Source organism: Pseudonocardia kujensis, from assembly GCF_021283305.1.
Lineage (GTDB): Bacteria > Actinomycetota > Actinomycetes > Mycobacteriales > Pseudonocardiaceae > Pseudonocardia > Pseudonocardia kujensis.
This window is the reverse complement of the sequence record NZ_JAJSOK010000004.1, coordinates 68941-94060: the sequence shown is the minus strand read 5'-3', so window position 1 is coordinate 94060 and position 25120 is coordinate 68941. Positions and strand designations below refer to the sequence as shown.

The following is a 25120-nucleotide window of genomic DNA, read 5'->3' as shown; positions in this document are numbered from 1 at the left end:
GGTCTCAGAAGTTGATCATGTGGCCGGCCAGGCCGTGGATCGCCTCCTGCAGCGCCTCCGAGAGCGTCGGGTGCGCGTGCACGTTGCGCGCGAGCTCGGTGGCGGTCAGGTCCCACTTCTGGGCCAGGGTCAGCTCGGGCAGCAGCTCGGTGACCTCCGGGCCGATCAGGTGGCCGCCGAGCAGCTCGCCGTAGGTCTCGTCGGCGATGAGCTTGACGAACCCGCCCGGGTCGGCCAGGCCCTGCGCCTTGCCGTTCGCGGTGAACGGGAACTGCGCGACCTTGACCTTCCAGCCGTTCTCCTCGGCCAGGTCCCGGGCCTGCTGCTCGGTGTAGCCGAAGCTCGCGACCTGCGGCTGGCAGAAGGTCGCCCGCGGCATCATCGCGTAGTCGAGCTCCTGCGTCTCCGCGCCCGCGAGCGTCTCCGCGGCCACGACGCCCTGTGCCTCGCCGACGTGCGCGAGCATCAGCTTGGCCGTGACGTCGCCGATGGCGTAGATGTGCGGCACCGAGGTGCGCATGAAGTCGTCGATCTTGATGGCGCCGCGCTCGGTCAGCTCGACACCGGTCTTGTCGAGGCCGTAGCCCTCGACCCGCGGCTGGAAGCCGATCGCCTGGATGACCTTGTCGGCCTGCAGGTCCCGGGTGCCCTTGGCGTCGGAGACGGTGACGGTGACCTGGTCGCCCGAGTCGTCGATCTTCTCGACCTTCGTGCTGGTCAGCACGTCGACGCCGAGCTTCTTGTAGCGCTTGCCGAGCTCCTTCGACACGTCGGCGTCCTCGAGCGGGAGCAGCCGGTCGAGGAACTCGACGATGGTGACCTTCACGCCGTAGTTCGCCAGCACGTAGGCGAACTCGACGCCGATCGCGCCGGCGCCGGCGATGATCACGCTGCCGGGCAGGTCACGGGTGGTGATCTGCTCCTCGTAGGTGACCACGCGCTCGGACAGCGAGGTGCCCGGCAGCAGCTTGGTGGTGGCGCCGGTGGCGATGATGCAGTTCTCGAACTCCACGGTCTCGGTGCCGCCGTCGGTGAGCGCGACCTCGATCGTGTTCGGGTCGACGAACGTGCCCCGGCCGTCGAACTCCGTGATCTTGTTCTTCTTCATCAGGAAGTGGACGCCCTTGACCCGGCCGTCCGCGACCTGGCGGCTGCGGTCGAACGCCGCGCCGTAGTCGAACGAGACCTCCCCGCTGATGCCGAAGGTCTTCTGCTCCTTCGTGACGATGTGCGCGAGCTCGGCGTTGCGCAGCAGGGCCTTCGACGGGATGCACCCGACGTTCAGGCAGACACCGCCCCAGTACTTCTCCTCGATGACCGCCACGCTCTTGCCGAGCTGCGCAGCGCGGATCGCTGCCACGTAACCACCGGGACCGGCACCGAGTACGACGACGTCGAAGCGAGACATGCCACCAGCCTAGGACGCCGGGGCCGCGCAGGTCGGGCCCGGTCCCGCCGGGCCCCACCGGTGCGATCCGGCGCACATCCGGCGGCGTGCCGGACGACCCTCATCCGGCCTCCGGGCAGGCCTCCTCGCCCGCCTGCGCCGGCGCCGGGCACGCCTTGTCGTCCCCCGCGGGCCAGACGGGCCGGTCGGTCAGGTGGGCGACGAGCGTCTCGCTGACGTCGCGCAGCGCCGCGGCCTGCTCGGGCGTCAGGGCGTCGAACAGCAACGAGCGGACGGTCTCCACGTGTCCCGGTGCGGCGGTCTCCAGGGCGGCCAGGCCGGCGTCGGTCAGTCGCGCCCACGCGCCCCGGCGGTCGGTCTCGCAGGCGGTGCGTTCGACCCAGCCCGCCTCCTCCAGCCGCGCGACCGCGTGCGACAGCCGGCTGCGCGAGGACAGCGAGGTGTCGGCGAGCCTGCTCATCCGCAGGGTGCGGTCGGGCGCCTCGGACAGCCGGACCAGGATCTCGTAGTAGCCGTGCGGCATCCGCGCCTCGTTCTGCAGCTGGCGCTCGACGCGCTCGAACAGCAGGCGCTGGGCGGTCAGGAAGGCCCGCCACGTGCGCTGCTCCTCGTCGTCGAGCCAGCGGGTGTGCGCCACGTCACTTCTCCTATGGTTGAACACTCAACTCAACAGCACTATGGTCGCTCTCAACACCTGAGAGTTCAACCAAAACTTCCTGGAGGGTCACGATGACCGCAGCCACCACCCAGATCCCCGGCTACGTCGTGGGGACGTGGGACATCGACCAGGTCCACTCGGACGTCTCCTTCTCCGTGCGCCACATGATGGTCAGCAAGGTCAAGGGTCGCATCGCCCAGTTCGGCGGCACCATCGAGACCGCCGAGCGCTTCGAGGACTCGAAGGTCACCGCGACGCTCGACGCCACCTCCATCGACACCAACAACGAGCAGCGCGACGGGCACATCAAGTCCGCCGACTTCTTCGAGACCGAGAAGTACCCGGAGTGGACCTTCGTCTCCACCGGGATCGAGGCCGACGGCTCGGACTACAAGCTCAACGGTGACCTCACCATCAAGGGTGTCACCAAGCCCGTGTCGCTGTACCTGGAGATCGGCGGCTTCGGCCCCGACGCCTACGGCGGCACCCGCGCCGGCTTCACCGCCACCACCACCATCAACCGCAACGACTTCGGCGTCGACATCTCGATGCCGATGGACGGCGGCGGCGTGGTCGTCGGCGAGAAGGTCCAGCTGACCCTCGAGATCGAGGCCGTGCTCCGCACCGCCTGATCGGCTCGCTCCTGCGGAAGGCCCGTCCACCGGTGTCAGGTGGGCGGGCCTCCGCCGTTCTCCCGGGCTTTCGCTCCTGTTCCCGTCGGAGGGGGGCGGTAGCGTCGCGGCCGTGAGCTACCGGGAGCTGGCCCCGCCCGCGCCGTTGCGCGGCCTGGTCGAGTGCCTGTGGGCCACCGGGAGCGCGGAGTCCGCAGCGCCCACCCGGGTACTGCCCGACGGGTGCATGGACCTGCTCGTCGACGAGGCCGGCGGGCTCTCGGTCGCCGGCCCGGACACCACGGCGTTCCTCGCGCGCGGCACCTGGGTGGGCGGCCTGCGCTTCCACCCCGGTGTGCTGCCGCGCCTGCTCGGAGTCCCGGCCGGCGAGCTGCGCGACAGCCGCGTCGCCCTGGACGACGTCTCCCCCGCTGCCGCGCGTCTCGGGAGCCGCGTCCTGGGGAGCCTGCGCGGCCCGGTCCCCGAGGCCGGGGTCGGTGTCGCGGTCGGAGTCGGGGTCGGGGTGACAGGCGGCGCCGGGCCCACGCGCACGGTCGCTGCGGGCCCGCTCTTCCGGCTGGCCACCGAGCTGGCCGCGGGCGAGCCGAGGCGGGAGACGGCGCCGTGGAGCCTCCCCGCCCTGGGGTCGATCACGGCGCGGCTCGGTGCGGGCGCGGCCGTCGGTGCGGTGGCCGCGGAGCTGGGATGGTCCACGCGCTCGCTGACCCGGCACTGCACCGCCGTCTACGGCTACGGCCCCGCCGTCCTGCGCCGGGTCCTGCGGTTCCGCGCCGCGGCCACGCTCCTGCACGCGGGCCTCGCACCCGCGGAGGTCGCCGCCCGTACCGGCTACGCCGACCAGCCCCACCTCTCCCGCGAGGTCCGTGCCCTCGCCGGCGTCCCCGCGAGCGCACTCCGCCCGGCGCGTTCGTGACCAGCAGGAGCCGAGGGCCCGATCTGGTCCCCGGAGGCGGCCGTCAGCTCCTCACGATCGCGGGATCAGGTCGTGGGCAGGGCGGCGAACAGGTCGACGGGGTTGCCGTCGGGGTCGCGGACCGTGGCGTAGCGCTGCCCCCAGAAGGCGTCGAACGGCTCGCGCTCCGAGGGCGCGCCCGCGGCGGTGAGGGTGGCGTGGGCGGCGTCGACGTCCGCAGGCGTGTCGTACCCGAACGCGAGTGCGAGCCGGCCCTCCCCCGTCGGCGGCGCGAAGTCGGGGGTGAAGCTCGCGATCGTGGCCTCGGTGTCCAGGGCCAGGCGGTTGCCGCCCGGCAGCGGCAGGTCGACGTGCGGCTGGTCCTCCGCCCCGGCGGGCACGTCCAGGCCGAGCGCCCGGTAGAAGGCCAGCGCCTTCACCAGGTCGGCGGTCACGATCTCGAAGAGGGTGCTGGTGGGTCGAGGTGTCGGTCGCGGTCCCATGCCGGCCACGCTACGAACGCCGCCCACCCGCCGTCGTGAACGGATCGGCCACGCTCGGTCCCCGGCAGCGCGCGAGGCCCCGCCCGGCGGACCGGGCGGGGCCTCGTGAGTGCTGCCTTGCTGCGTCGCCTACAGGTACTGGCCGGTGTTCGACGCGGTGTCGATCGCGCGGCCGGTGGCCTCGTTCTTGCCGGTGACCAGCGTGCGGATGTAGACGATCCGCTCGCCCTTCTTGCCCGAGATGCGGGCCCAGTCGTCCGGGTTGGTGGTGTTGGGCAGGTCCTCGTTCTCGGCGAACTCGTCGACGATCGCGGACAGCAGGTGCGCGACCCGCACGCCGCGCTGCCCGGTCTCGAGGACCGACTTGATCGCGGACTTCTTCGCCCGGTCGACGATGTTCTGGATCATCGCGCCCGAGTTGAAGTCCTTGAAGTACAGGGTCTCCTTGTCACCGTTGGCGTAGGTGACCTCGAGGAACCTGTTCTCCTCCGACTCGTCGTACATCCGCTCCACGACGCGCTGGATCATCGCGTCGACGCAGGCCTTGCGGTTGCCGCCGAACTCGGCCAGGTCCTCCTCGTGGACCGGCAGCGTGTTGGTGATGTACTTCGAGAAGATGTCCTGCGCCGCCTCCGCGTCGGGCCGCTCGATCTTGATCTTCACGTCCAGGCGGCCGGGCCGCAGGATCGCGGGGTCGATCATGTCCTCGCGGTTCGACGCGCCGATGACGATGACGTTCTCGAGGCCCTCGACACCGTCGATCTCGGCCAGCAGCTGCGGCACGATCGTGGTCTCGACGTCCGACGACACACCGGAGCCACGGGTCCGGAAGATCGAGTCCATCTCGTCGAAGAACACGATCACCGGGGTGCCTGCCGACGCCTTCTCGCGCGCCCGCTGGAAGATCAGCCGGATGTGCCGCTCGGTCTCGCCGACGAACTTGTTGAGCAGCTCCGGGCCCTTGATGTTGAGGAAGAACGCCCGGCCCTCGTTGGGGTCGTCGCCCCGCTGGGCCGCGATCTTCTTGGCCAGCGAGTTGGCGACAGCCTTCGCGATCAGCGTCTTGCCGCAGCCGGGAGGGCCGTAGAGCAGCACACCCTTGGGCGGGCGCAGCTCGTACTCGGTGAACAGCTCGGAGTGCAGGAACGGCAGCTCCACGGCGTCGCGGATCTGCTCGATCTGCTTGAACAGGCCGCCGATGTCCTCGTAGCCGACGTCCGGGACCTCCTCCAGCACGAGGTCCTCGACCTCGGCCTTCGGCACCCGCTCGTACGCGTAGCCGGCCTTGGTGTCGACCAGCAGGGAGTCGCCCGGCTTGAGCGGCACGAAGTTCGGGTCGGACTCGTCGAACAGGGGGGCGGCGAGCCAGACGACCCGCTCCTCGTCCGCGTGTCCGACGACCAGCGCGCGGCCGGCCAGGCCGTCGAGCGGCTCGGCGAGGACCTCGCGCAGGCCGCAGACCTCGCCGATCTTCTCCCAGTCGCCGGCCTCGACGACCGTGAGCGCCTCGTTCAGCCGCACGGACTGCCCGCTGCGCAGGGTGTCGAGCTCCACCGCCGGGGAGACGGCGACACGCATGCGCCGGCCGGAGGTGAAGACGTCGACGGTGTTGTCCTCGTAGGACGTGAGGTAGACGCCGTAGCCGCTCGGGGGCTGTGCCAGGCGGTCGACCTCCTCGCGGAGCGCGACGAGCTGGGAGCGCGCTTCCTTGAGGGTCTCGGTGAGCTTCTCGTTGCGCGCGCTGAGCTGGGAGAGCCTGCTGGCGGACTCGGCGAGCCGCTGCTCGAGCAATCGCGCGTGCCGGGGGGATTCGGTCAGCTTGCGCCGCAGCATCGCGACTTCTTCTTCGAGGTAGCGGATCTGTGCCGCCGCCTCCGCCGGGGACAGGGCCCCGCCGTCGCCTGGCTGGTGAGTGCCGGGACCGTCGTCGTAGGGGTTCACGGCATCCTCCCTCCGTGTTCCGTTTCCATACGGTACCCGTAGACGTCGCCCACGGCGGTGAGGCGATCTGGTGATCCGTCACTCACGCGGACGGCACCTTGACGCCACCGGAGTGTCTGGTTCCCGTAATCGGGCGGTTCTAACGGCGGGACCGAACGCCCTCAGCGACTGGTCGGTCTGCGCTGGGGTCGGGGCGGGACCACGCCGTCGGCGAGCCGGCGGGCGGTCACCAGGAACGCTGTGTGACCGATCATGCGGTGCTCGGGGCGAACGGCCAGCCCGACCACGTGCCACGGCCTGATCAGGGATTCCCACGCCTGCGGCTCCGTCCAGCACTGCATCTCGCGGAGCTTCTCGACGAGCGTCGACAGCTGCGTGGTGGTCGCGACGTACCCCACGAGGACACCGCCGGGAATCAGGGCGTCACGCACCGTCTCGAGCTGTTCCCAGGGCGCGAGCATGTCCAGGATCGCGCGGTCGGCGGGCTCGGCGCGCCCGTCGTGGGTCGCAAGATCACCGAGGCGCAAGGTCCAGTTGGGTGGCGTGTCGCCGAAGAACCGTCGCACATTGCGTTCGGCGTGTTCGGCGTGATCGGGGCGGATCTCGTAGGAGACCACCGAACCGGTGGGGCCGACGGCCTGGACCAACGAACAGGTCAGCGCCCCGGACCCGGCGCCCGCCTCGAGCACCCGCGCGCCCGGGAAGATGTCGCCCCACACGAGGATCTGCGCCGCGTCCTTCGGGTAGATCACGGCGGCGCCGCGGGGCATGGACAGGACGTAGTCGGCGAGCAGGGGCCGGAGCGCGAGGTAGGGCGTGTTGGCCGCGGAGTGGACGACGGACCCCTCCGGCTCGCCGATCAGGTCGTCGTGCGCCAGGGCGCCACGATGGGTGTGGTAGGTGCCGCCCGCCTCGAGGACGACCGTGTACTTGCGGCCCTTGGGGTCGGTGAGCTGCACCCGGTCCCCCTCGCGGAAGGGACCGCCGCGGGCCCGGAACCCCGCTGCCTCGCCGGCCCCGAGCGCGACCCCGGCGTCGACGGGCTCCGGGTCGGTGTCGACCAGCTCGGTGTCGACCAGCTCGGTGTCGACCGGCTCCGTGTCGACGGGCTCCGTGTCGACGGGCTCCGTGTCGACGGGCTCCGGGTCGACGCGCTCCGGGTCGACCGGTTCCCCGTCGACGGGCTCCGGCCGAGCGGTCCCGTCCGTGTGCTCGGCGGGGTCGGTGGGGTCCGGGGCACGGAGCTCGGCACGGAGATCGGAGTCGGGCACGGGGCGCAACGCTACTTCCCCCGCGCCCGCCGGTTCCGTGCGGCCGCCCGGGACTGTCGGTGGGCTCGCCTAGCCTGACGGGCGTGAACGAGCAGGCGGGCATCCCCGCGACCGTGCCGGCCCTGGGCGTCCCGGGTACGGGGTCCGCGGCGGACGCGGCGGACGCGGCGGAGCCGGCCGAGGAGCGCCGTCGCCCGGCCCTCTCCCCGTCGCGCGCCGCGGACTTCAAGCAGTGCCCGCTGCTCTACCGCTTCCGCGCCGTGGACCGGCTGCCCGAGGCGCCGAGCCCCGCCGCTCTGCGCGGCACCCTGGTGCACGCGGTGCTGGAGCGGCTGTTCGATCTCCCGGCCGCCGAGCGCGTCCCGGCCCGGGCGAAGGCGCTCGTCGGTGCGGTGTGGGCGGAGATCGCCGCCGAGGCGCCGGAGCTCGCGACGGCGGTGGCCGAGGAGCTGCGGGAGCGCGGGACGGCCGCGGGACCCGCAGGACCCGCGGGCCCCACGGATCCCCCGGATCCCGGCGAGACCCCGCAGCCCGGCGAGAGCGTGGGGTCCTCGGAGCCGGTCGACCCGCTCCCCGGCTGGCTCGCCTCGGCCGAGGCCCTGCTCGACACCTACTTCGCCCTGGAGGACCCGCGCTCCTTCGAGCCGCAGTCCCGGGAGCTGCTCGTGGAGACGGAGCTGGGCTCCGGGGTGCCGCTACGGGGCTACCTCGACCGGCTCGACGTCGATGCCGAGGGCGGGCTGCGCATCGTCGACTACAAGACGGGCGCGGCGCCGCGGGAGGCGTCCGAGGCGCGGGCGCTGTTCCAGATGAAGTTCTACGCGCTCGCCCTGCTCGAGCTGCGCGGCACCGTGCCCGAGCAGCTGCGGCTGGTGTACCTCGGCGAGGGCGGCGAGGAGCTGACGTACCGCCCCGAGGCCGGGGAGCTGCGCCGCTTCCAGCGGATCCTGGAGGCTATCTGGGCGGCGATCCGCGAGGCGGACCGCACCGGCGACTTCCGCCCGCGGCGTGGGCCGGGCTGCGCGTGGTGCGCACACCGCGCGCTGTGTCCCGCCTGGGACGGCACACCGCCGCCCTACCCCGGCTGGCCCGAGCTCCGCGCCGCGTCCACCCCGGCGGGCAGCCCCGCCTCCCCGCCGGTGTCCGGCCCCGGCTCCGCCTCCGTTGCCGGCCCCGCACACGGGGACGCACACGGTGGCGAGGCATCATCGGCCGCGTGAGCGAGGAGCCCTTCTACCGAATCGTCGACGAGAGCGCGGGCCGCTACCACGCGACGATGTCGACCGCCGGCCCGTGGTTCGCCGACGCCCAGCACCTCGGGCCGCCGTCGGCGCTGCTCGTGCGCGCCTTCGAGCGCTGCGCGCCCAGCAGGCCCGACGCTCCCCCGCTGCAGCTGTCCCGCTACACGATCGAGATCCTCGGCGTGGTCCCCGTCGGCGACCTGGAGGTGCGGGCCTGGATCGAGCGGCCGGGTCGGACGATCGAGATGCTGGCCGCCGAGATGACCGCGGGCGGGCGTGCGGTGCTGCGCGCCCGCGCCTGGCGCCTCGCGGTCGACGACACCTCGACCGCGGCCGTGGGCGCGGCCGCCCCGCTGCCGACACCCGAGCAGGCGGCACCGCAGGGCGAGCGGCCGCACGGGTGGCTCCCCGGCTACCTCGACGCCGTCGAGTGGCGCTGGCTCGACGGGAAGTGGGACGAGCCGGGGCCGGGCCGCGCGTGGGGCCGGTTGCGGGTGCCGGTGGTGGAGGGCGAGGAGGCCACGCCGCTGCAGACGCTGGCGGCGATCGCCGACTCGGCCAACGGCGTGGCGGCATCCCTGCCCGTGCAGGACTGGCTGTTCGTGAACACCGAGCTCAGCGTGCACCTGCACCGCCCGCCGACCGGCGCGTGGACGGGCATCGACGCCGCGACGGTGATCGGCCCGACCGGCACCGGGACCGTCACCGCGAAGCTGTTCGACGCCGACGGGCACGCCGGGCACATCAGCCAGGAGCTGACCGTCCGGCGTCGCTGAGCCCGGGAGAGCACCGAGAACGCAGGCGGTCCCGGCGGCGCACGCCGCCGGGACCGCTCACGCGATGCCCGGAACCGCCTCAGTACCGACTCAGTACCGACTCAGCACCGACTCAGCACCGATTCACTACCGGCTCGGTACCGACTCAGTACTGGCCGCCGTCGACCGCGCGGCAGGAGCGGATCTCCGAGGTCAGGATGGCCTTGGCGCCGAGGGCGGCGAGCTCGTCCATGACCCGGTTCGACGCCTGCTTGCGCACCATCGACCGCACGGCGACCCAGTCCGGGTCGGCCAGCGGCGCGATGGTCGGCGCCTGCAGACCCGGGGTGATCCCCTTGGCCGCCTCGAGCTTCTCCTTGGGGCAGTCGTAGTCGAGCATCAGGTACTGCCGGGCGTAGACGACGCCGCGGATCCGCTCGGTGAACACCCGCTTGAAGGCCTTGATCTCCTCGGGCTCCACGCGGTCCATCCGCGGCTCGCGCTCGATCAGCATGGCCTCGGACTCGGCGATCGGGTCGCCGATGACCTTCAGCCCGTGCTGGCGCAGCGTACGGCCGGAGGACACGACGTCGGCGATGGCGTCGGCCAGGCCGAGCTGCACGGAGATCTCCACCGCGCCGTCGAGCTTGATGATGGTGGCGCCGATCCGCTTGCCGGACAGGTGGGAGCGGACCAGCCGCGGGTACGACGTGGCGATCGTCCGCCCGTCGAGGTCCTCGAGCTTCCAGTCCTTGTCCTCCGGCGCGGCGAAGCGGAACTTCGAGGCACCGAAGCCCAGCTTGAGCACCTGCTGGACCTGGCTGCCGGACTCCTCCATGAGGTCGTGCCCGGTGATGCCGAGGTGCAGGTCGCCGGACCCGACGTAGGTCGCGATGTCCTTCGGCCGCAGGTAGAAGAACTCGATGCCGTTCTCGTCGTCGACCATGGACAGGTCGCGCGAGTCGGAGCGCTGCCGGTAGCCCGCCTCGCGCATCATCGTCGCGGCGGGCTCGGCGAGCGTGCCCTTGTTGGGAAGAGCGACGCGGAGCATGGGTGTGGCTTCCTTCGGGTGGGTACGGCTGGTGCCGGACGGGGCGGGGGTGGTCGTCGACACGGCGGAGCTCCCTACAGGTACTTGTAGACGTCCTGCAGGCCCAGCCCGCGCCCGAGCATGATCACCTGCGCGCGGTAGAGCAGCTGGGAGATCTCCTCGGCCAGCGCGGCGTCGTCCTCGTGCTCGGCGGCGATCCAGACCTCGCCCGCCTCCTCGAGGAGCTTCTTGCCCTGCGCATGGACGCCGGCGTCGAGCGCCTCGACGGTGGCCGACCCGGCGGGCCGGGTGGCGGCCTTCTCGCGGAGCTCCTCGAAGAGCTCGTCGAATGTCTTCACGTCCCTGCGATCCCTCTCCAGCCGACTCCTGCGCACCCAGTGTCGGGGGCGCTCCGCGCGGTCACGAACCGGATCGTCCGCGGTGAGGCCGCCGGACCACGGGATGCGCCGGGCGGTGGCGCCTCCGGACGGGTCACCCGGACGGATGCGCCGCTCGTCGCGCGTCCGACACGCCCGACGGTACTCCGCGGCCGCGGGCACCCGCCCGAGCGGCCGCATCAGGCCGCCTGCTGCTCCCGCACCTCGCGGTGCGCCGCGGCCAGGTCGGCGGCGGTGAGGCCCTCCAGCGTCGGCCGCACGACCCGGCCCCGACCGGGCGGGATCGGCACCTCGCAGGGGACGGCGAGCACCACCGCCCCGGAGGCCTCGGCCGCTGCGATCCCGGTCGGCGAGTCCTCCACCGCCAGGCAGTCCTCGGGCGCGAGGCCGAGCAGGTCGGCCGCGCGCAGGTACGGGTCCGGCGCCGGCTTGCCCCGGGGCACCTCGTCGCCGCAGACCGTGACGTCGAAGTGCTCCGCCCCGATCCCGACCAGCGCCTTGTCCGTGAGGTAGCGACCGGTGTTGGTGACCAGCGCGGTGGCGAGGCCCGCCTCCCGCACCGTCCGCAGCGCGGTCAGCGCGCCCGGCCGCCACGGGAGGCCGCCCTCGAACATCTCGGCGGTCCGCCCCACCAGCCGGCGCGCGGCCTCCTCGGCCAGCTCCGGCGTCGGCAGGACACCGGCCTCGCGGAACACGATCGCGAGGCTGCTGCGGAGGTTGCCGCCGAGGGTCTCCCGGCGCGCCTCGGCCGAGAGCTCGGTGCCGCCCAGCCAGCGCAGCACCTCCACGAGCGAGCGGTCCCACACCTTCTCGGAGTCGATCAGGGTCCCGTCCATGTCGAACAGGACCGCGGCGGGCCGCACGGCGTCGACGTCCGGACCCGGCAGGCGATCCTCAGCCGGCATTGAAGTACTTCGCCTCCGGGTGGTGCGCGATCAGCGCGTCGGTGGACTGCTCGGGGTGCAGCTGCAGCTCCTCGGAGAGCTGCACGCCGATCCGGCCGGGCTGCAGCAGGTCGACGATCTTGGTGCGGTCCTCGAGGTTCGGGCAGGCACCGTAGCCCAGCGAGTAGCGGGCGCCGCGGTAGCCCAGCGAGAAGAACTCGGTGACGTCGGCCGGGTCCTCCTCGGCGACCGTGCGACCGGTCGACCAGGTCAGCTCCTCGCGGATCCGCTTGTGCCAGTACTCGGCCAGGGCCTCGGTGAGCTGCACGCCCAGCCCGTGGACCTCGAGGTAGTCCCGGTAGGCGTCCTTCGCGAACAGCGCGTTCGCGTAGTCCGCGATGGGAGCGCCCATCGTGACCAGGTGCAGCGGCAGGACGTCGATCTCGCCGCGGGCCAGCGCGACCTCGCGCGGGCGCCAGAAGTCGGACAGGCACAGGTGCCGGTCGCGGCGCTGGCGCGGGAAGGCGAACCGGTACCGCTCCGGGGCGTCCGCGCGCGGCTCGGTGAGCACCAGCAGCGAGTCCTTCTCCGCGACGGCCGGGAAATACCCGTAGACCAGCGACGCGTGGGCCAGCACGCCCTCTGCGGTGAGCCGCTCGAGCCAGTACCGCAGGCGCGGCCGGCCCTCGGTCTCGACGAGCTCCTCGTACGAGGGACCCGACCCGCCCTTGGCCCCGCGCAGGCCCCACTGGCCCAGGAACAGGGCGCGCTCGTCGATCATCCCGCTGTACTCGGCCAGCGACACGCCCTTGACCACGCGGGTGCCCCAGAACGGCGGGGTCGGCAGCGGGTTGTCCAGCGCGACGTCCGACCGCTCCGGCAGCGGTCCCGCGGTCTCGGCCTCGGCGGCACGGCGCTTGGCCGCGATCCGCTTGGACCGCTCGTGCCGCTCCTTGCGCTCGGCGGCCCTGCGCTCCTCCTCCGGGTCGACGGCGGGGGCCAGGCCGCGCTTGCGGGCCATCGTCGCGTCCATCAGCCGGAGGCCCTCGAAGGCGTCCCGGGCGTAGGAGACCCGGCCGTCGTAGACCTCGGACAGGTCGTTCTCGACGTAGGAGCGGGTCAGCGCCGCCCCGCCGAGCAGCACGGGCAGGGTGTTCCCGCGGGAGTTCATCTCCTGCAGGTTCTCCTTCATCACCACCGTGGACTTGACCAGCAGCCCGCTCATGCCGACGGCGTCGGCGCGGTTCTCCTCGGCGGCCTGCAGGATCGTGGCGATGGGCTGCTTGATGCCCAGGTTGACGACCGTGTAGCCGTTGTTGCTCAGGATGATGTCGACGAGGTTCTTGCCGATGTCGTGGACGTCGCCCTTGACCGTGGCCAGCACGATCGTGCCCTTGCCGTCGTCGTCCGTCTTCTCCATGTGCGGCTCGAGGTGGGCGACGGCGGTCTTCATGACCTCGGCGGAGGCGAGCACGAAGGGCAGCTGCATCTGCCCGGAGCCGAACAGCTCGCCCACGGTCTTCATGCCGGCCAGCAGCGTGTCGTTGACGATCTCCAGCGGCGGGCGCGACCGCATCGCCTCGTCGAGGTCGGCCTCCAGCCCGTTGCGCTCGCCGTCGACGATGCGCCGCTCGAGCCGCTCGAACAGCGGCAGCGCGGCCAGCTCCTCGGCCCGCCCGGCCTTGGCCGACGACGCCGTGACGCCCTCGAACAGCTCCATGAACCGGTTGAGCGGGTCGTAGGGAGGGTGGGCATCGGGTCTGCGCCGGTCGTACACCAGGTCGAGCGCGACGGAACGCTGCTCGTCCGGGATCTTCGACATCGGCAGGATCTTCGCGGCGGACACGATCGCGGTGTCCAGCCCGGCGTTGACGGCCTCGTTGAGGAACACCGAGTTGAGCACCTGACGGGCCGCGGCGTTGAGCCCGAACGACACGTTGGACACGCCGAGCGTGGTCTGCACGTCGGGGAAGCGGCGCTTGATCTCCCGGATCGCCTCGATGGTCTCGAGGGCGTCCCGGCGGACCTCCTCCTGCCCGGTCGTGATCGGGAAGGTCAGCGTGTCGACGACGATGTCGGAGACCCGCATCCCGTGGTTCGTGGTCAGGTCCGTGATGAGCCGGTCGGCCACGCGGACCTTCCAGTCCCGGGTCCGGGCCTGGCCCTCCTCGTCGATGCACAGCGCGACCACCGCGCAGCCGTGCTCGCGGACCAGCTCCATCGTCCGCTGGAAGCGCGAGCCGGGGCCCGCGCCGTCCTCGTAGTTCACCGAGTTGACGATCGAGCGGCCACCGAGCAGCTCCAGGCCGGCCCGCAGCACCTCGGGCTCGGTCGAGTCCAGCATCACGGGCAGGGTCGAGGCGGTGGCCAGCCGGGAGGCCAGCTCGGTCATGTCCGCCACGCCGTCGCGCCCGACGTAGTCGATGCAGAGGTCGATCATGTGGGCGCCCTCGCGGGTCTGCTCGCGCGCGATCGCGACGCAGTCCTCCCAACGCTCCTCGAGCATCGCCTCGCGGAACTTCTTGGACCCGTTGGCGTTGGTCCGCTCCCCCACCATCAGCACGGAGGTGTCCTGGCGGAACGGCACCGGGGCGTAGAGCGACGACACGCCCGGCTCGGGGCGCGGCTTCCGCGCCGCGGGGGTGACCTGGCCGACCGCCTCGGCGACGGCCCGGACGTGCGCGGGCGTGGTGCCGCAGCAGCCGCCGACGAGCCGCAGGCCGTAGTCGCGGACGAACGTGGAGAGCGCCTCGGCGAGCTCCTCGGCCGAGAGCGGGTACTCGGCGCCGTTCGGGCCGAGGACCGGCAGGCCGGCGTTGGGCATCACCGACAGCGGCACGCGCGCCTGCTTGGACAGGGTGCGCAGGTGCTCGCTCATCTCGGCGGGGCCGGTGGCGCAGTTGAGGCCGATGAGGTCGATGCCCAGCGGCTCGAGCGCGGTGAGCGCCGCGCCGATCTCGGAGCCCAGCAGCATGGTGCCGGTGGTCTCGACGGTGACGCTGGTGATGACCGGGATGCGCCGGCCCTCGGCGGCCATCGCGCGCTGCACCCCGTGCACCGCCGCCTTGACCTGCAGCAGGTCCTGGCAGGTCTCGATGAGGAACGCGTCGGCCCCGCCGGCCAGCAGGCCGCGGCCGGTCTCGGTGTAGGCGTCGCGCAGCGTGGCGAAGCGCTCGTGGCCCAGCGTCGGCAGCTTCGTGCCCGGGCCGATGGAGCCGAGGACGTACCGCGGCCGGTCCGCGGTCGCGACCTCGTCCGCGGCCTCGCGGGCCAGGGCGGCACCGCGCTCGGAGAGCTCCCGGATGCGGTCGGCGATGCCGTAGTCGCCGAGGTTGGGCAGGTTGGCGCCGAAGGTGTTGGTCTCGACGGCGTCGGCCCCCGCCTCGAAGTAGGCCCGGTGGATCCCCCGCACGACGTCCGGACGGGTCGCGTTGAGGATCTCGTTGCAGCCCTCGAGCCCGGCGAAGTCGTCGAGGGTCAGCTCCACCCCCTGGAGCATGGTGCCCATCGCACCGTCGGCGATCACCACGCGCTGGTCCAGTGTCCCCAGGAGCGTGGTGTCGAAGCTGTGATCTGACGCGGCTGCGTTCACGGCTGACACCCCCTCAGGCTACCGGCGTCGCCCACCGGGCCCCTCGTGTTACCCGCACGCGCCGTAGGGTGGACGGATGAGCGAGCGAGAGCAGCGGGCGGGGGTGCCCTCGGATCTCCCGGATCTGGTCGACCCGGTCATGATCACGGCGTTCGAGGGTTGGAACGACGCCGGTGAGGCCGCCAGCTCCGCGCTGGAGCATCTCGAGCTGAGCTGGGACGCCGAGCCGCTCGGCTCGATCGACCCCGAGGACTACTACGACTTCCAGGTCACGCGGCCGCTGGTCCGGTTGGCGGGCGGCGTGACCCGGCGCATCGAGTGGCAGACCACCCGGCTCTCGACGGCCAAGCTCCCGGGCAGCGGCCGGCACGTCGTCCTCGTCAACGGGATCGAGCCGAACCTGCGCTGGCGCTCGTTCTGTGCCGAGCTGCTCGAGTACGTCGACCGGCTCGGGGTGACCAAGGTCATCAACCTCGGCGCCATGCTCACCGACGTCCCGCACACCCGGCCCACCCCGGTGCGGGGCACGGGCTACGACACGGCCTCGGCGAAGAAGATGGGCGTGGAGCCGTCGACCTACCAGGGCCCGACCGGGATCGTCGGGGTGTTCCACAGCCTCTGCATCGAGGCCGGGGTCCCCGCGTTGTCGTACTGGGCCGAGGTGCCGCACTACGTGTCGCAGGCCCGGGTGCCCAAGGCCGCCATCGCGCTGCTGCTGCGCGTCGAGGAGGCGCTCGACGTCGAGGTCCCGCTGGGCGGGCTGCCCGAGCAGGCCGAGGAGTGGGAGCGCACGGTCAACGAGATGGCCGACGCCGACGACGAGGTGCGCGAGTACGTGCGCCAGCTCGAGCAGCAGGCGGTCGAGGACGACGAGGACAAGCCGGTGAACCTGGCCGAGGCCAGCGGCGACGAGATCGCGGCCGACTTCGAGCGCTACCTGCGCCGGCGCGGCGGCCCCGGCGGCGGGAGCTGACCGGGGGCGCACCGCACACCGTGTCGCTCCGCCGGGCCGGGCTCTACCTCGGCGGCTTCCTCGGGCCGTTCGGAGGCGGGGTCACCACGGCCATGCTGCCCGAGCTGGGGGCGAGCTACGGCGTGTCCCCCGGCGCGGCGTCCGCCTCGCTCACGGCGTTCCTGCTGCCCTTCGCCGCGATGATGCTGGTCTCGGGCACGCTCGGCGAGCGCTGGGGCCGCAGCCGGACCGTCCGCGGCGCGTACCTCCTCTACGTGCTCTCCTCGCTGGCGTGCGTGCTCGCGCCGACCTGGACGCTGTTCCTCGGCGCGCGGGCGCTGCAGGGCGTGGCCAACGCCTTCACCACGCCGCTGCTCATGGCCGCGCTGGCCGCGTCGGTCGCGCCGGAGGCCCTCGGCCGGGCGCTGGGGTGGTACGGCTCGCTGCAGGCCGCGGGGCAGACGTCGGCACCGCTGGTCGGCGGGCTCGCGGCCGAGGTGGACTGGCACTACGCCTTCTACGGCGTCGCCGCGGTGGCACTGGCACTCGCGGCGGTGGGCATTCCCGCCGACGAGCGCGGGGCCACCAGGGCCCGCGTGCCGCTGCGCAGCGCCTGGACCCCGGCCGTGCTGCGGCTCGGGCTCATCGCCGCGCTGGGCTGGGGCTGCCTGGCGAGCCTCGGCTTCCTGGTCGCGCTGCGGCTGGTCGACGCCTTCACCCTCGACGCCGGCCCGCGCGGGCTCGCGCTCACCGGGCTCGGCGCCATGGGGATCGTCACGGCGCGGCTGGTGGGCGCTGGGGTCGACCGGCTCGGGGCGCGACGCTGCGTGCTGGCCGGGGCGGTGTCCGGCGGGGTGCTGCTGGCCGGCGTCGGCCTGGCCCCCGTGCTGTGGCTGCTCGTGGCGTGCTGGGCGCTGGCCGGGATCTCCAGCCAGCTCATCCTCGTGGGCGTGAACGCGCTGGTGCTGAGCCGGGAGGGCCGCAACCGCGGCGGGGCCGTGTCGGTGGTGCAGTCCCTCCGGTTCTTCGGCGCGGCCGCCTCCCCCGCGGCGCTCCCGCCCGTGTACCACGCGGACCCGCTGGCGGCGTTCCTCGTTCCGGCCGGCGTGCTCGCCCTCGTCACGCCGCTGGCCCTGCCCCGCCGGGGCCCGGCCGAGAACCCGCCCGACACGACGGACGGCACCCTGGCGCCCTGAGCCGAGGCGCGGGGTGCCGTCCGCCGGCCGTCAGAGGGCGATGCCGAGCAGCGCGTCGATCGCGGTGCGGGCGATACCGGGGGCGACGGTGTCGGTGCCCCGCCGCTGCAGCGCCTCGTCGGCCCAGGCGTCGACGGCGGCCAGGGCGCGCGGGGTGTCCAGGTCGTCCGCCAGGTGCTCGCGCAGGCTCGCGACCAGCCCGGTCGCGTCGGGCGCGGCGTCGAGGGAGACGGCCTCGCGCCAGCGGGCGAGCCGCTCCTGGGCGTCGGTGAGCAGGTCCTCGGTCCAGGCCCGGTCCTCGCGGTAGTGCCCGGAGAGCAGCGCGGCGCGGACCGCGCTCGGGTCGACGCCGGCGGAGCGCAGCTTCGAGACGAACACCAGGTTGCCGCGGGACTTCGACATCTTCTCGCCGTCGAGCCCGATCATGCCGGTGTGCACGTAGTGCCGGGCGAACGGGTGGTCGCCGGTCAGCGCCTCGGCGTGGGCCGCGCCGCACTCGTGGTGCGGGAAGATCAGGTCCGAGCCGCCGCCGTTGAGGTCGATCTGGGTGCCGAGCCGGTTGAGCGCGATGGCCGCGCACTCGACGTGCCAGCCCGGGCGCCCGCGCCCCAGGTCGGAGTCCCACGCCGGCTCGCCGGGCCGCTCCATCCGCCAGAGCAGCGCGTCGACCGGGTTGCGCTTGCCGGGACGGTCCGGGTCGCCGCCGCGCTCGCGGGACAGCCGGACCATCGTCTCCTCGTCGTAGGTCGACTCGTAGCCGAAGTGGCCCGTGGCGGCGGAGTCGAAGTAGACATCGGGGTACTCGGGGTCGTCGATCCGGTACGCCGCCCCGTTGACCAGCAGCTTCTCGACCAGCTCGGCGATCTCGGGGATGGCCTCGACCGCCCCGATGTAGTCCCGCGGCGGCAGGACCCGCAGGGCCTCCATGTCCTCGCGGAACAGCGCGGTCTCGCGCATGCCCAGCACCACCCAGTCGTCCTGGTCGCGCTCGGCGCGCTCGAGCAGCGGCTCGTCGATGTCGGTGACGTTCTGGACGTAGTGCACCTGGTGGCCGAGGTCCCGCCAGAGCCGGTTGACCAGGTCGAACGCCAGGTAGGTGGCCGCGTGGCCGAGGTGCGTGGCGTCGTACGGGGTGATCCCGCAGACGTACATCGTGGCGGTGGCGCCGGGCGCGGTCGGCCGGACCCGCGCGGTCGAGGTGTCGTACAGGCGGAGCGGCGGACCGCTCCCCTCGAGCACGGGGAGGTCGACGGAGGCCCAGGTCTGCATGCCGTCCACACTAAATGCTCACGGGGGGTGCTCCGGCCCGTCGCCCGCCACGGTCACACCGCGCGGGCCCGCGCGACGAACGTGAACCGGTCCCCGCGGTACACCGACCGGGTCCACTCGACGGGCCGGCCGTCGGCCGTGTGGCTCAGCCGCCGGACGAGCAGCAGCGGGTGGCCGGTGTCGACCGCGAGCAGCTCGGCCTCGCGCGGATCGGCGAGCCGGCTCTGGACGGCGTCCTGCACGCGGTCGACCCCGCGCCCGTACGCCTCGCGCAGGGTGGCGTAGAGCGATCCCCGCGCCTCCAGCTCCGCCGCGAGCCCGGGCAGGTCGCCGGCCAGCCGCGCGGTCTCCAGGGCCAGGGGAACGCCGTCGACCAGCCGGACCCGCTCCACGACGTGCACCGGTTCTCCGGCGGTGAGGCCCAGCCGACCGGCGGTCTCGGCGTCGGCCGGCTCGGTGCGGACGTCGAGGATCCGGTTGGCCACCCGTTCGGGCCCCAGGTCGTCGGTGAAGGACGTGAGCTGCTGGACCTCGACGAGCAGCGGCTCGGCGATGTACGTGCCGCTGCCCTGCGTGCGGTCCAGCCGCCCCTCGGTGACCAGCTCCGCGATGGCTTGCCGCACCGTGGTCCGGGACGTGTCGAACCGCTCGGCGAGCTCGCGTTCGGTCGGCAGCGCGGTGCCCGGCGTCCCGGCCTCGACCAGGCCCAGCAGGGCCTGTTTCACCGTCCAGTACCGCGGCACCCGCACGACGCCCCCTTGACGCTGGGATTGGTCTATGCCAACCTACCAGGCATCACTTTGGTATAGACCAATCAGTGGCGATCCAATCAGTGTCGATCACAAGGGGCACGAGCGTGGGATTCATCGGGGAACTGCGCGGCTCGTCGAGGCTGGGGCTGCTCGTCGCCGCCTCCGCCGCGACCGTCGGCGTCATCTACGGCTACGACCAGTCGAACATCGCCGGCGCGCTGCTGTTCATGACGAAGGACTTCGGCCTGAGCACGCACCAGCAGGAGCTGGTGACCACGGCCGTCGTCGTGGGCCAGATCCTCGGCGCGCTGGGCGGCGGCGCGCTGGCCAACCGGATCGGCCGCAAGCCGGCGATGATCGGCGTCGCGGCGACCTTCGGGCTGTTCTCGCTGCTCTCGGCGCTGGCGGTGAGCGTGCCGATGCTGCTGGTCTCGAGAGTGCTGCTGGGCCTGACGATCGGCGTGTCCATCGTGGTCGCGCCGGTGTTCGTGGCGGAGTCCTCCCCCGCCCGGGTCCGCGGCGGGCTGCTCGTGCTCTACCAGGTGGCCACCGTCGTCGGGATCATCGCCGGCTACCTCGTGGCCTGGGCCCTGGCCGGGAGCGGCAGCTGGCGCTGGATGCTCGGCCTCGCCGCGGTGCCGGCTGCGCTGGTCACGCTGATGATCGTGCGCCTGCCCGACACCGCCCGCTGGTACGCGATGCGCGGGCGGCTCGCCGAGGCCCACGCCGTGCTCGAGCGCCTCGACCCGGGTGCCGACGCCGACGCCGCGCTGGCCGACATCACCACCGAGTCCGGTGAGACCCGCCGCCGCGGCGTGTGGCGGGAGATGCTGCGCAAGCCCTACCTGCGCGCGACGCTGTTCGTGGTCGGGCTCGGCTTCTTCATCCAGATCACCGGCATCAACGCGATCGTCTACTACTCGCCGAGGATCTTCGAGGCCATGGGCTTCACCGGCGACGCGGCCCTGCTCGGCCTGCCCGCGCTGGTGCAGGTGGCCGGCCTCGTCGCCGTCGTCGGGTCGCTGGTGACGGTGGACCGGATGGGCCGGCGCCCGGTGCTGCTCGGCGGCATCGCGATCATGGTGCTGGCGAACGTGCTGCTCATCGCGGTGTTCGCGACGGGCGGCGGCACGGTCCTCGGCTTCATCGGGCTCGTGCTGTTCACCGTGGGCTTCACGTTCGGGTTCGGCTCGCTGGTGTGGGTCTACGCGGGCGAGGCCTTCCCCTCCCGGCTGCGCTCGCTCGGCGCCAGCACGATGTTGACCGCGGACCTGCTGGCCAACGCGGTGGTCGCGGCGGTGTTCCTCACCCTGCTCGACGGGCTCGGCGGTGTGGGGACGTTCGTGGTGTTCGGGGTACTCGCCCTGCTGGCGATGGTGTTCGTGCACCGCTACGCGCCGGAGACCCGGGGCCGGGAGCTGGAGGAGATCCGGCAGTACTGGGAGAACGACGGCCGGTGGCCGGCCGCCACGAGCCCTGCCGGCACGAACCCGGCCGTCACGGACGGCACGGAGCGGGAGGCCACGCGATGACCGACCTGCTCGCCCTGGACATCGGCGGCTCGACGACGCGGGCGCTGCGCTGCACCGACGGGCGGCGCCGGACCTCGGAGACCGGCTCGGCCAACCTCGCCTCGGTGGGCGACGCCGAGGCCGGGCGCCGGCTCGACGCGGCCTTCGCCGGGCTCGGCGACCTCGCCGGCGTCGAGGCGGTGTGCGCCGGCGCCGCGGGCGCCGACTCCCCCGCCACCGTCGCGCGGCTGACCGCCCTGCTGGCCGAGCGTGTCCCGCACGCCCGGGTGCTGGTCGTGCACGACACCCAGCTGATGCTGGCGGCGGCCGGGCTCGACGCGGGCGTCGTGCTGATCTCCGGGACCGGCTCGGTCGCCTGGGGACGGCGGCCCGACGGCGGGCATTTCCGCGCCGGCGGATGGGGCTACCTGCTCGGGGACGAGGGCAGCGGCTGGTGGGTGGCCCGCGAGGCCGTCCGGCACGCGCTCGCCCGGCACGACCGGGGCCTGCCGCACGACGCCGTGACCGCGGCCCTGCTCGACGGCTGCGGGCTGGGGGGCTGTGCCGAGCTGCTCGACCACGTGTACGGCCGGCCCGACCGCCGGTACTGGGCCGCTCGCGCCGACGCCGTCGCCGGGCTCGCTCCCGAGGACCCGGCCGCGAACGCGATCCTCGGCCGTGCCGCCGACGCCCTCGCCGGCCTCGCCCGCTGTGTGCTCGACCGGCTCGACCTGGCCGGACCGGTCGTGCTGGGCGGCGGGTTCGCCGTACACCGCCCGGTGCTGCAGCGCATGGTCCGCGACCGGCTGCCCGGCGTGGACCTGCAGGTCCTGCGCACCGACCCCGTCCTCGGCGCGCTGCACCTCGCACGCGCCCTCGTGGGTGCCCCGGAGATCCCGGCCGGCGCCGTTCCCGTCCTGGAGGAGATCCCGTGACCACGACCCTCGGCGGCCCCGGCGCGCTGATGGCCTCGGAGACCGCCGAACAGCCCACCGTGTGGCGGCGGCTGCTCGCCGAGTCCGGCCCGTCCGGCGCCTCCGGGGTCGACGCGGCGGCCGCGCTCGTGCGCCGCCGGTCCCCCCGCTTCGTGCTGCTGGTCGCCCGCGGGACCAGCGATCACGCCGCCCTCTACGCGAAGTACCTGGTCGAGATCACGCTCGGGCTGCCCGCGGGCCTCGTCTCGCCGTCGACCTTCACCGCCTACGGCGCCCGCCCGGACCTGCGGGACGTGCTGATGATCGCCGTGAGCCAGTCCGGCGGGTCCCCCGACCTGCTCCGCACGCTCGAGGTCGCGAAGGCCGGCGGGGCGCTCACCGTGTCGGTGACCAACAACGCGGGATCCGCCCTGGCCACCACGGCCGACGCGCACGTCGACGTCCTCGCCGGGCCGGAGCGGGCCGTCGCCGCCACCAAGTCCTACACGGCCCAGCTGCTGGCGTTGTCCCTGTTGCTCGACCGGGTCCACGGGGGCCCTGGTGTGGCGGACGGGCTGCCCGACCTCGGCGACGAGGTGCTGAGCCGTGACGCCGAGATCGCCGCCCTCGCGACGCGGTACCGCTTCGCCGAGCGGATGATCACGACCGGGCGCGGCTACTCGTACCCGACCGCGCGCGAGGCGGCGCTGAAGCTGATGGAGACCGCGTACGTCTCGGCGCAGGCCTTCTCCGGGGCCGACCTGCTGCACGGGCCGCTCGCGCTGGTGGAGCCGCGGGTCCCGGTGCTGGCGGTGGTCTCCGCGGGCCCGGGCGGCGAGGCCTTCCGCCCGGTGCTCGACGCCCTGGCGGAGCGGCGGGCGGACGTCCTGACCGTCGGGAGCGCCGGGGCGGGGATCGTGCTCCCGGAAACCGCCGACGCGCTCGCCCCGCTGCTGGAGATCCTGCCCTTCCAGCTGCTGGCCCGGCACGTCGCCGTCGACCGCGGCGGCGACCCGGACGCGCCGCGGGGGCTGCGGAAGGTCACGGAGACGCTGTGAGGCCGTCCTCCCCCGCGAGCGGCCACCGCCCCGCACGTCACCGGGTGGGCGGCGACGTCGTGATCCTCGCCGCCGACACCGTCGTCCTGCCCGGCTCGTGCGGTCCCGGCTGGGTCGGTCTCGCAGGCGGGCGCATCGTCGCGACCGGGATCGGCCGCCCGCCGCGGCCGGCGGACCGGGACCTGGGCGCGGCCGTCGTCGTGCCCGGGTTCGTGGACCTGCACGTGCACGGCGGGGGCGGCGCCGCCTACACGACCGGCGATCCGGAGGAGGCCGCCCGCGCGGTGGCCTTCCACCGCGCGCGCGGCACCACGACCACGCTCGCCTCGCTGGTCACGGCCACGCCGGAGGTGCTGCGGCGGGCGGTCGCGGCCCTCGCCGGGCTGGTGCAGGAGGGCGAGATCGCCGGCGTGCACCTCGAGGGTCCGTGGCTCGCCGAGGGCCGGTGCGGCGCCCACGACCCGGCCCTGCTGCGCGACCCGGATCCGGCCGAGCTCGACGCCCTGCTGGGCACCGGTGCGGTCCGGATGGTCACGCTGGCGCCGGAGCGGGAGGGCGGGCTCGACGCCGTCCGGCGGGTGGCGGGGTCGGGTGCGCTCGCCGCCGTCGGGCACACCGACGCGGGGTACGCCCTGGTCCGGGAGGCGATCGAGGCCGGAGCCCGGGTCGGCACCCACCTGTTCAACGCGATGGCCCCGCTGCACCACCGCGAGCCGGGGCCCGCCGCCGCGCTGCTCGGCGACCCGCGCGTGACCGTCGAGCTGGTCACCGACGGGCTGCACGTCCACCCCGCATTGTGGGAGCTGGTGCTGGCCTCGGCCGGCCCTTCGCGGGTGGCGGCGGTGAGCGACGCCATGGTCGCCGCGGGCATGCCCGACGGGCGCTACCGGCTCGGCGAGCTCGACGTCCGGGTCGCCGGCGGGGTCGCCCGGCTCGCCGGGCGCGGCTCGATCGCGGGCAGCACCGCCACCGGTGACGCGCTGTTCCGACAGATCGTCGAGCACGCCCCCGACCGGGCGTCCGGCCTGGTGAGGGCGGTGGCGATGACGGCGTCGACACCCGCGGCCACCCTCGGCCTCGACGTCGGCGTACTGGAGCCCGGCCGCCGCGCCGACGTCGTCGTGCTGTCCCCCGGGCTGGAGGTGCGGGAGGTGTACCGGCGCGGGGTCCCCGTGGCACCGCCCGCGTAGGGCGATGCCCGCCCGGGCCGGACGCCGGGACGGTGGGGTCCCGTCACCGACCGGGGGACCGCCATGACCGCACTGGTGCGCCGGCACCGCCTCGTCGCGTTCTTCCTGCTCACCTTCGTGCTGTCGTGGTGGTCCTGGCCGTTCCAGGCGGCCGGTGTCGCCCCGGTGGCGCACTGGAGCTGCGGGCCGCTGCTCGCGGCGCTGATCGTGGCCGGCATCGCCGACGGCCGCGCGGGCTACCGGGACCTGGGCGCGCGGCTCGTCCGGTGGCGGGTCGGCGTCGGGCCCTGGGCCTTCGCGATCGTCGTCCCGCTGCTCGTGCTCGCGCTGGCCGTGGCGCTGAACGTGGCCGTCTGGGATGCCCCCGCGCCCGACCTCGCCCGGATCGCCTGGGGCGATCTGGCACTCGTCGCGGCCGTCCGGCTCGTCAACCCGCTCGACGGACCGATGGGCGAGGAGCCCGGCTTCCGCGGCTACGCCCTGCCGTGGCTGCAGGTCAGGCGGACACCGCTCACGGCGGCGCTGGTCCTCGGCCCGGTCGTGGCGCTGTGGCACCTGCCGCTGGTCGTCACCGGGCAGCTGGCCCCGGTCGGCCTGCCGGTGACCGTGGTGATCACGGTCGTCTACGTGTGGCTGTTCGACCGGGCCCGCGGCAGCGTGCTGCTCACCCTGGTCTTCCACGTCCTGCAGGGGACCATCAGCTACGCCGTGCTCGGCCTCACCGGCGCCGACGCCGCTCGGATGGACCTCATCACGGGCGCGCTCTGGACCGTGCTCGCCGTGGGCCTCGCGCTCGATCCACGGATGCGCCGAACGGCCCCGGACGAGGCGACGGTGACGCGGTTCGCGGCGCGCACGGCCTGACCGCCGTCACCACCAGCCGCGCGGCAGCCGTGCCTCGATGTCCCTGACGTGCGCGCGGGCACAGGCCGGGCAGAGGGCGCTCTCCCGGCCGTCGGGATCCCGCTCGACGCTCCAGGCCAGGCGCGCGGGCTCGTCGGCCTCGACCGTCGCCCCGCAGCGTTCGCAGGTCCACATGCCGCTCCCTCCCCCGCGAGTCGGCACTCTCAGGT

The 25120-nt window shown here is 73.6% G+C and carries 22 protein-coding genes and 1 pseudogene; 11 read left to right on the top strand and 12 right to left on the bottom strand.

The genetic code is table 11. The features are described 5' to 3' along the window. Positions 1 to 4 precede the first annotated feature (4 nt). Positions 5 to 1408 (bottom strand): dihydrolipoyl dehydrogenase, encoded by a 1404-nt coding sequence (gene lpdA, locus LWC35_RS04590; RefSeq protein WP_232868613.1) that lies wholly within the window; start codon positions 1406 to 1408, stop codon positions 5 to 7. 100 nt (positions 1409 to 1508) lie between these two features. Continuing rightward, positions 1509 to 2045: a MarR family winged helix-turn-helix transcriptional regulator gene (locus tag LWC35_RS04585; protein WP_232868612.1), complete on the bottom strand. Its 537-nt coding sequence runs from the start codon at positions 2043 to 2045 to the stop codon at positions 1509 to 1511. A 92-nt stretch (positions 2046 to 2137) separates the two neighbouring features. Between LWC35_RS04585 and LWC35_RS04580 the strand changes: the two genes are divergently transcribed. Together LWC35_RS04580 and LWC35_RS04575 are read left to right on the top strand one after the other, a co-directional pair. Beyond that, positions 2138 to 2698 carry a YceI family protein gene (locus tag LWC35_RS04580; protein ID WP_232868611.1) on the top strand — a complete coding sequence of 187 codons (561 nt, stop codon included), beginning with the start codon at positions 2138 to 2140 and terminating at the stop codon, positions 2696 to 2698. Positions 2699 to 2810: 112 nt separating this feature from the next. Further along, entirely contained in the window at positions 2811 to 3611 is an 801-nt protein-coding gene (locus LWC35_RS04575) for an AraC family transcriptional regulator (RefSeq protein WP_232868610.1), read from the top strand. A gap of 65 nt (positions 3612 to 3676) precedes the next feature. On the opposite strand, the gene LWC35_RS04570 is transcribed toward LWC35_RS04575, so the two are convergent. The 3 genes and pseudogenes from LWC35_RS04570 to LWC35_RS04560 all read right to left on the bottom strand — a co-directional run. After that, complete coding sequence (locus tag LWC35_RS04570) at positions 3677 to 4093, bottom strand: VOC family protein (protein ID WP_232868609.1); 417 nt, start codon at positions 4091 to 4093, stop codon at positions 3677 to 3679. A 129-nt stretch (positions 4094 to 4222) separates the two neighbouring features. Next, positions 4223 to 5980, bottom strand: a complete 1758-nt coding sequence (arc, locus tag LWC35_RS04565; RefSeq protein WP_232868740.1) for a proteasome ATPase — start codon at positions 5978 to 5980, stop codon at positions 4223 to 4225. Positions 5981 to 6195: 215 nt separating this feature from the next. Then, positions 6196 to 7017 (bottom strand): annotated as a pseudogene (locus tag LWC35_RS04560) (tRNA (adenine-N1)-methyltransferase); the annotation flags it as partial. Positions 7018 to 7427: 410 nt separating this feature from the next. Between LWC35_RS04560 and LWC35_RS04555 the strand changes: the two are divergent. Then, a complete protein-coding gene (locus tag LWC35_RS04555) occupies positions 7428 to 8525 on the top strand; it encodes a RecB family exonuclease (protein WP_269803602.1) in 1098 nt (365 codons plus the stop codon). 56 nt (positions 8526 to 8581) lie between these two features. Beyond that, on the top strand, positions 8582 to 9322 hold the full coding sequence (locus LWC35_RS04550; RefSeq protein ID WP_269803601.1) for a thioesterase family protein: 741 nt from the start codon (positions 8582 to 8584) through the stop codon (positions 9320 to 9322). Between the two features lie 145 nt (positions 9323 to 9467). Here the strand turns inward: LWC35_RS04550 and hisG are convergent, their stop codons facing one another. The 4 genes from hisG to metH all read right to left on the bottom strand — a co-directional run bounded on the left by hisG (position 9468) and on the right by metH (position 15205). Then, positions 9468 to 10352 (bottom strand): ATP phosphoribosyltransferase, encoded by an 885-nt coding sequence (gene hisG, locus LWC35_RS04545; protein ID WP_232868738.1) that lies wholly within the window; start codon positions 10350 to 10352, stop codon positions 9468 to 9470. A 74-nt stretch (positions 10353 to 10426) separates the two neighbouring features. Beyond that, positions 10427 to 10690, bottom strand: a complete 264-nt coding sequence (locus tag LWC35_RS04540; RefSeq protein ID WP_232868606.1) for a phosphoribosyl-ATP diphosphatase — start codon at positions 10688 to 10690, stop codon at positions 10427 to 10429. Positions 10691 to 10908: 218 nt separating this feature from the next. After that, positions 10909 to 11634, bottom strand: coding sequence for an HAD family hydrolase (locus LWC35_RS04535; protein WP_232868605.1), 726 nt, complete (start codon positions 11632 to 11634; stop codon positions 10909 to 10911). Beyond that, on the bottom strand, positions 11624 to 15205 hold the full coding sequence (gene metH / locus LWC35_RS04530; protein WP_308194462.1) for a methionine synthase: 3582 nt from the start codon (positions 15203 to 15205) through the stop codon (positions 11624 to 11626). Before metH ends, LWC35_RS04535 begins: the two co-directional genes overlap by 11 nt. A gap of 76 nt (positions 15206 to 15281) precedes the next feature. On the opposite strand from metH, the gene LWC35_RS04525 reads away from it, so the two are divergent. Further along, on the top strand, positions 15282 to 16178 hold the full coding sequence (locus LWC35_RS04525) for a PAC2 family protein (protein ID WP_232868604.1): 897 nt from the start codon (positions 15282 to 15284) through the stop codon (positions 16176 to 16178). A gap of 20 nt (positions 16179 to 16198) precedes the next feature. Further along, the gene (locus tag LWC35_RS04520; RefSeq protein ID WP_232868603.1) at positions 16199 to 17353 is read left to right on the top strand and encodes an MFS transporter; all 1155 of its coding nucleotides are present in this window, start codon (positions 16199 to 16201) and stop codon (positions 17351 to 17353) included. A 30-nt stretch (positions 17354 to 17383) separates the two neighbouring features. Here the strand turns inward: LWC35_RS04520 and mshC are convergent, their stop codons facing one another. Then, the gene (gene mshC, locus LWC35_RS04515) at positions 17384 to 18622 is read right to left on the bottom strand and encodes a cysteine--1-D-myo-inosityl 2-amino-2-deoxy-alpha-D-glucopyranoside ligase (RefSeq protein ID WP_232868602.1); all 1239 of its coding nucleotides are present in this window, start codon (positions 18620 to 18622) and stop codon (positions 17384 to 17386) included. A gap of 53 nt (positions 18623 to 18675) precedes the next feature. After that, on the bottom strand, positions 18676 to 19371 hold the full coding sequence (locus LWC35_RS04510; RefSeq protein WP_232868601.1) for a GntR family transcriptional regulator: 696 nt from the start codon (positions 19369 to 19371) through the stop codon (positions 18676 to 18678). A gap of 107 nt (positions 19372 to 19478) precedes the next feature. Between LWC35_RS04510 and LWC35_RS04505 the strand changes: the two genes are divergently transcribed. The 5 genes from LWC35_RS04505 (at position 19479) to LWC35_RS04485 (ending at position 24911) form a co-directional block, all read left to right on the top strand. Next, entirely contained in the window at positions 19479 to 20906 is a 1428-nt protein-coding gene (locus LWC35_RS04505; RefSeq protein ID WP_232868600.1) for a sugar porter family MFS transporter, read from the top strand. Beyond that, positions 20903 to 21820 carry an N-acetylglucosamine kinase gene (locus LWC35_RS04500; protein ID WP_232868599.1) on the top strand — a complete coding sequence of 306 codons (918 nt, stop codon included), beginning with the start codon at positions 20903 to 20905 and terminating at the stop codon, positions 21818 to 21820. Before LWC35_RS04505 ends, LWC35_RS04500 begins: the two co-directional genes overlap by 4 nt. Before the next feature lie 29 nt (positions 21821 to 21849). Continuing rightward, entirely contained in the window at positions 21850 to 22857 is a 1008-nt protein-coding gene (locus LWC35_RS04495) for an SIS domain-containing protein (RefSeq protein ID WP_232868736.1), read from the top strand. Continuing rightward, positions 22854 to 24047, top strand: a complete 1194-nt coding sequence (locus LWC35_RS04490; RefSeq protein WP_232868598.1) for an N-acetylglucosamine-6-phosphate deacetylase — start codon at positions 22854 to 22856, stop codon at positions 24045 to 24047. Before LWC35_RS04495 ends, LWC35_RS04490 begins: the two co-directional genes overlap by 4 nt. Positions 24048 to 24110: 63 nt before the next feature. Then, positions 24111 to 24911: a CPBP family glutamic-type intramembrane protease gene (locus tag LWC35_RS04485; protein WP_232868597.1), complete on the top strand. Its 801-nt coding sequence runs from the start codon at positions 24111 to 24113 to the stop codon at positions 24909 to 24911. Between the two features lie 6 nt (positions 24912 to 24917). On the opposite strand, the gene LWC35_RS04480 is transcribed toward LWC35_RS04485, so the two are convergent. Then, positions 24918 to 25085 (bottom strand): hypothetical protein, encoded by a 168-nt coding sequence (locus LWC35_RS04480; RefSeq protein ID WP_232868596.1) that lies wholly within the window; start codon positions 25083 to 25085, stop codon positions 24918 to 24920. Positions 25086 to 25120 lie beyond the last annotated feature (35 nt).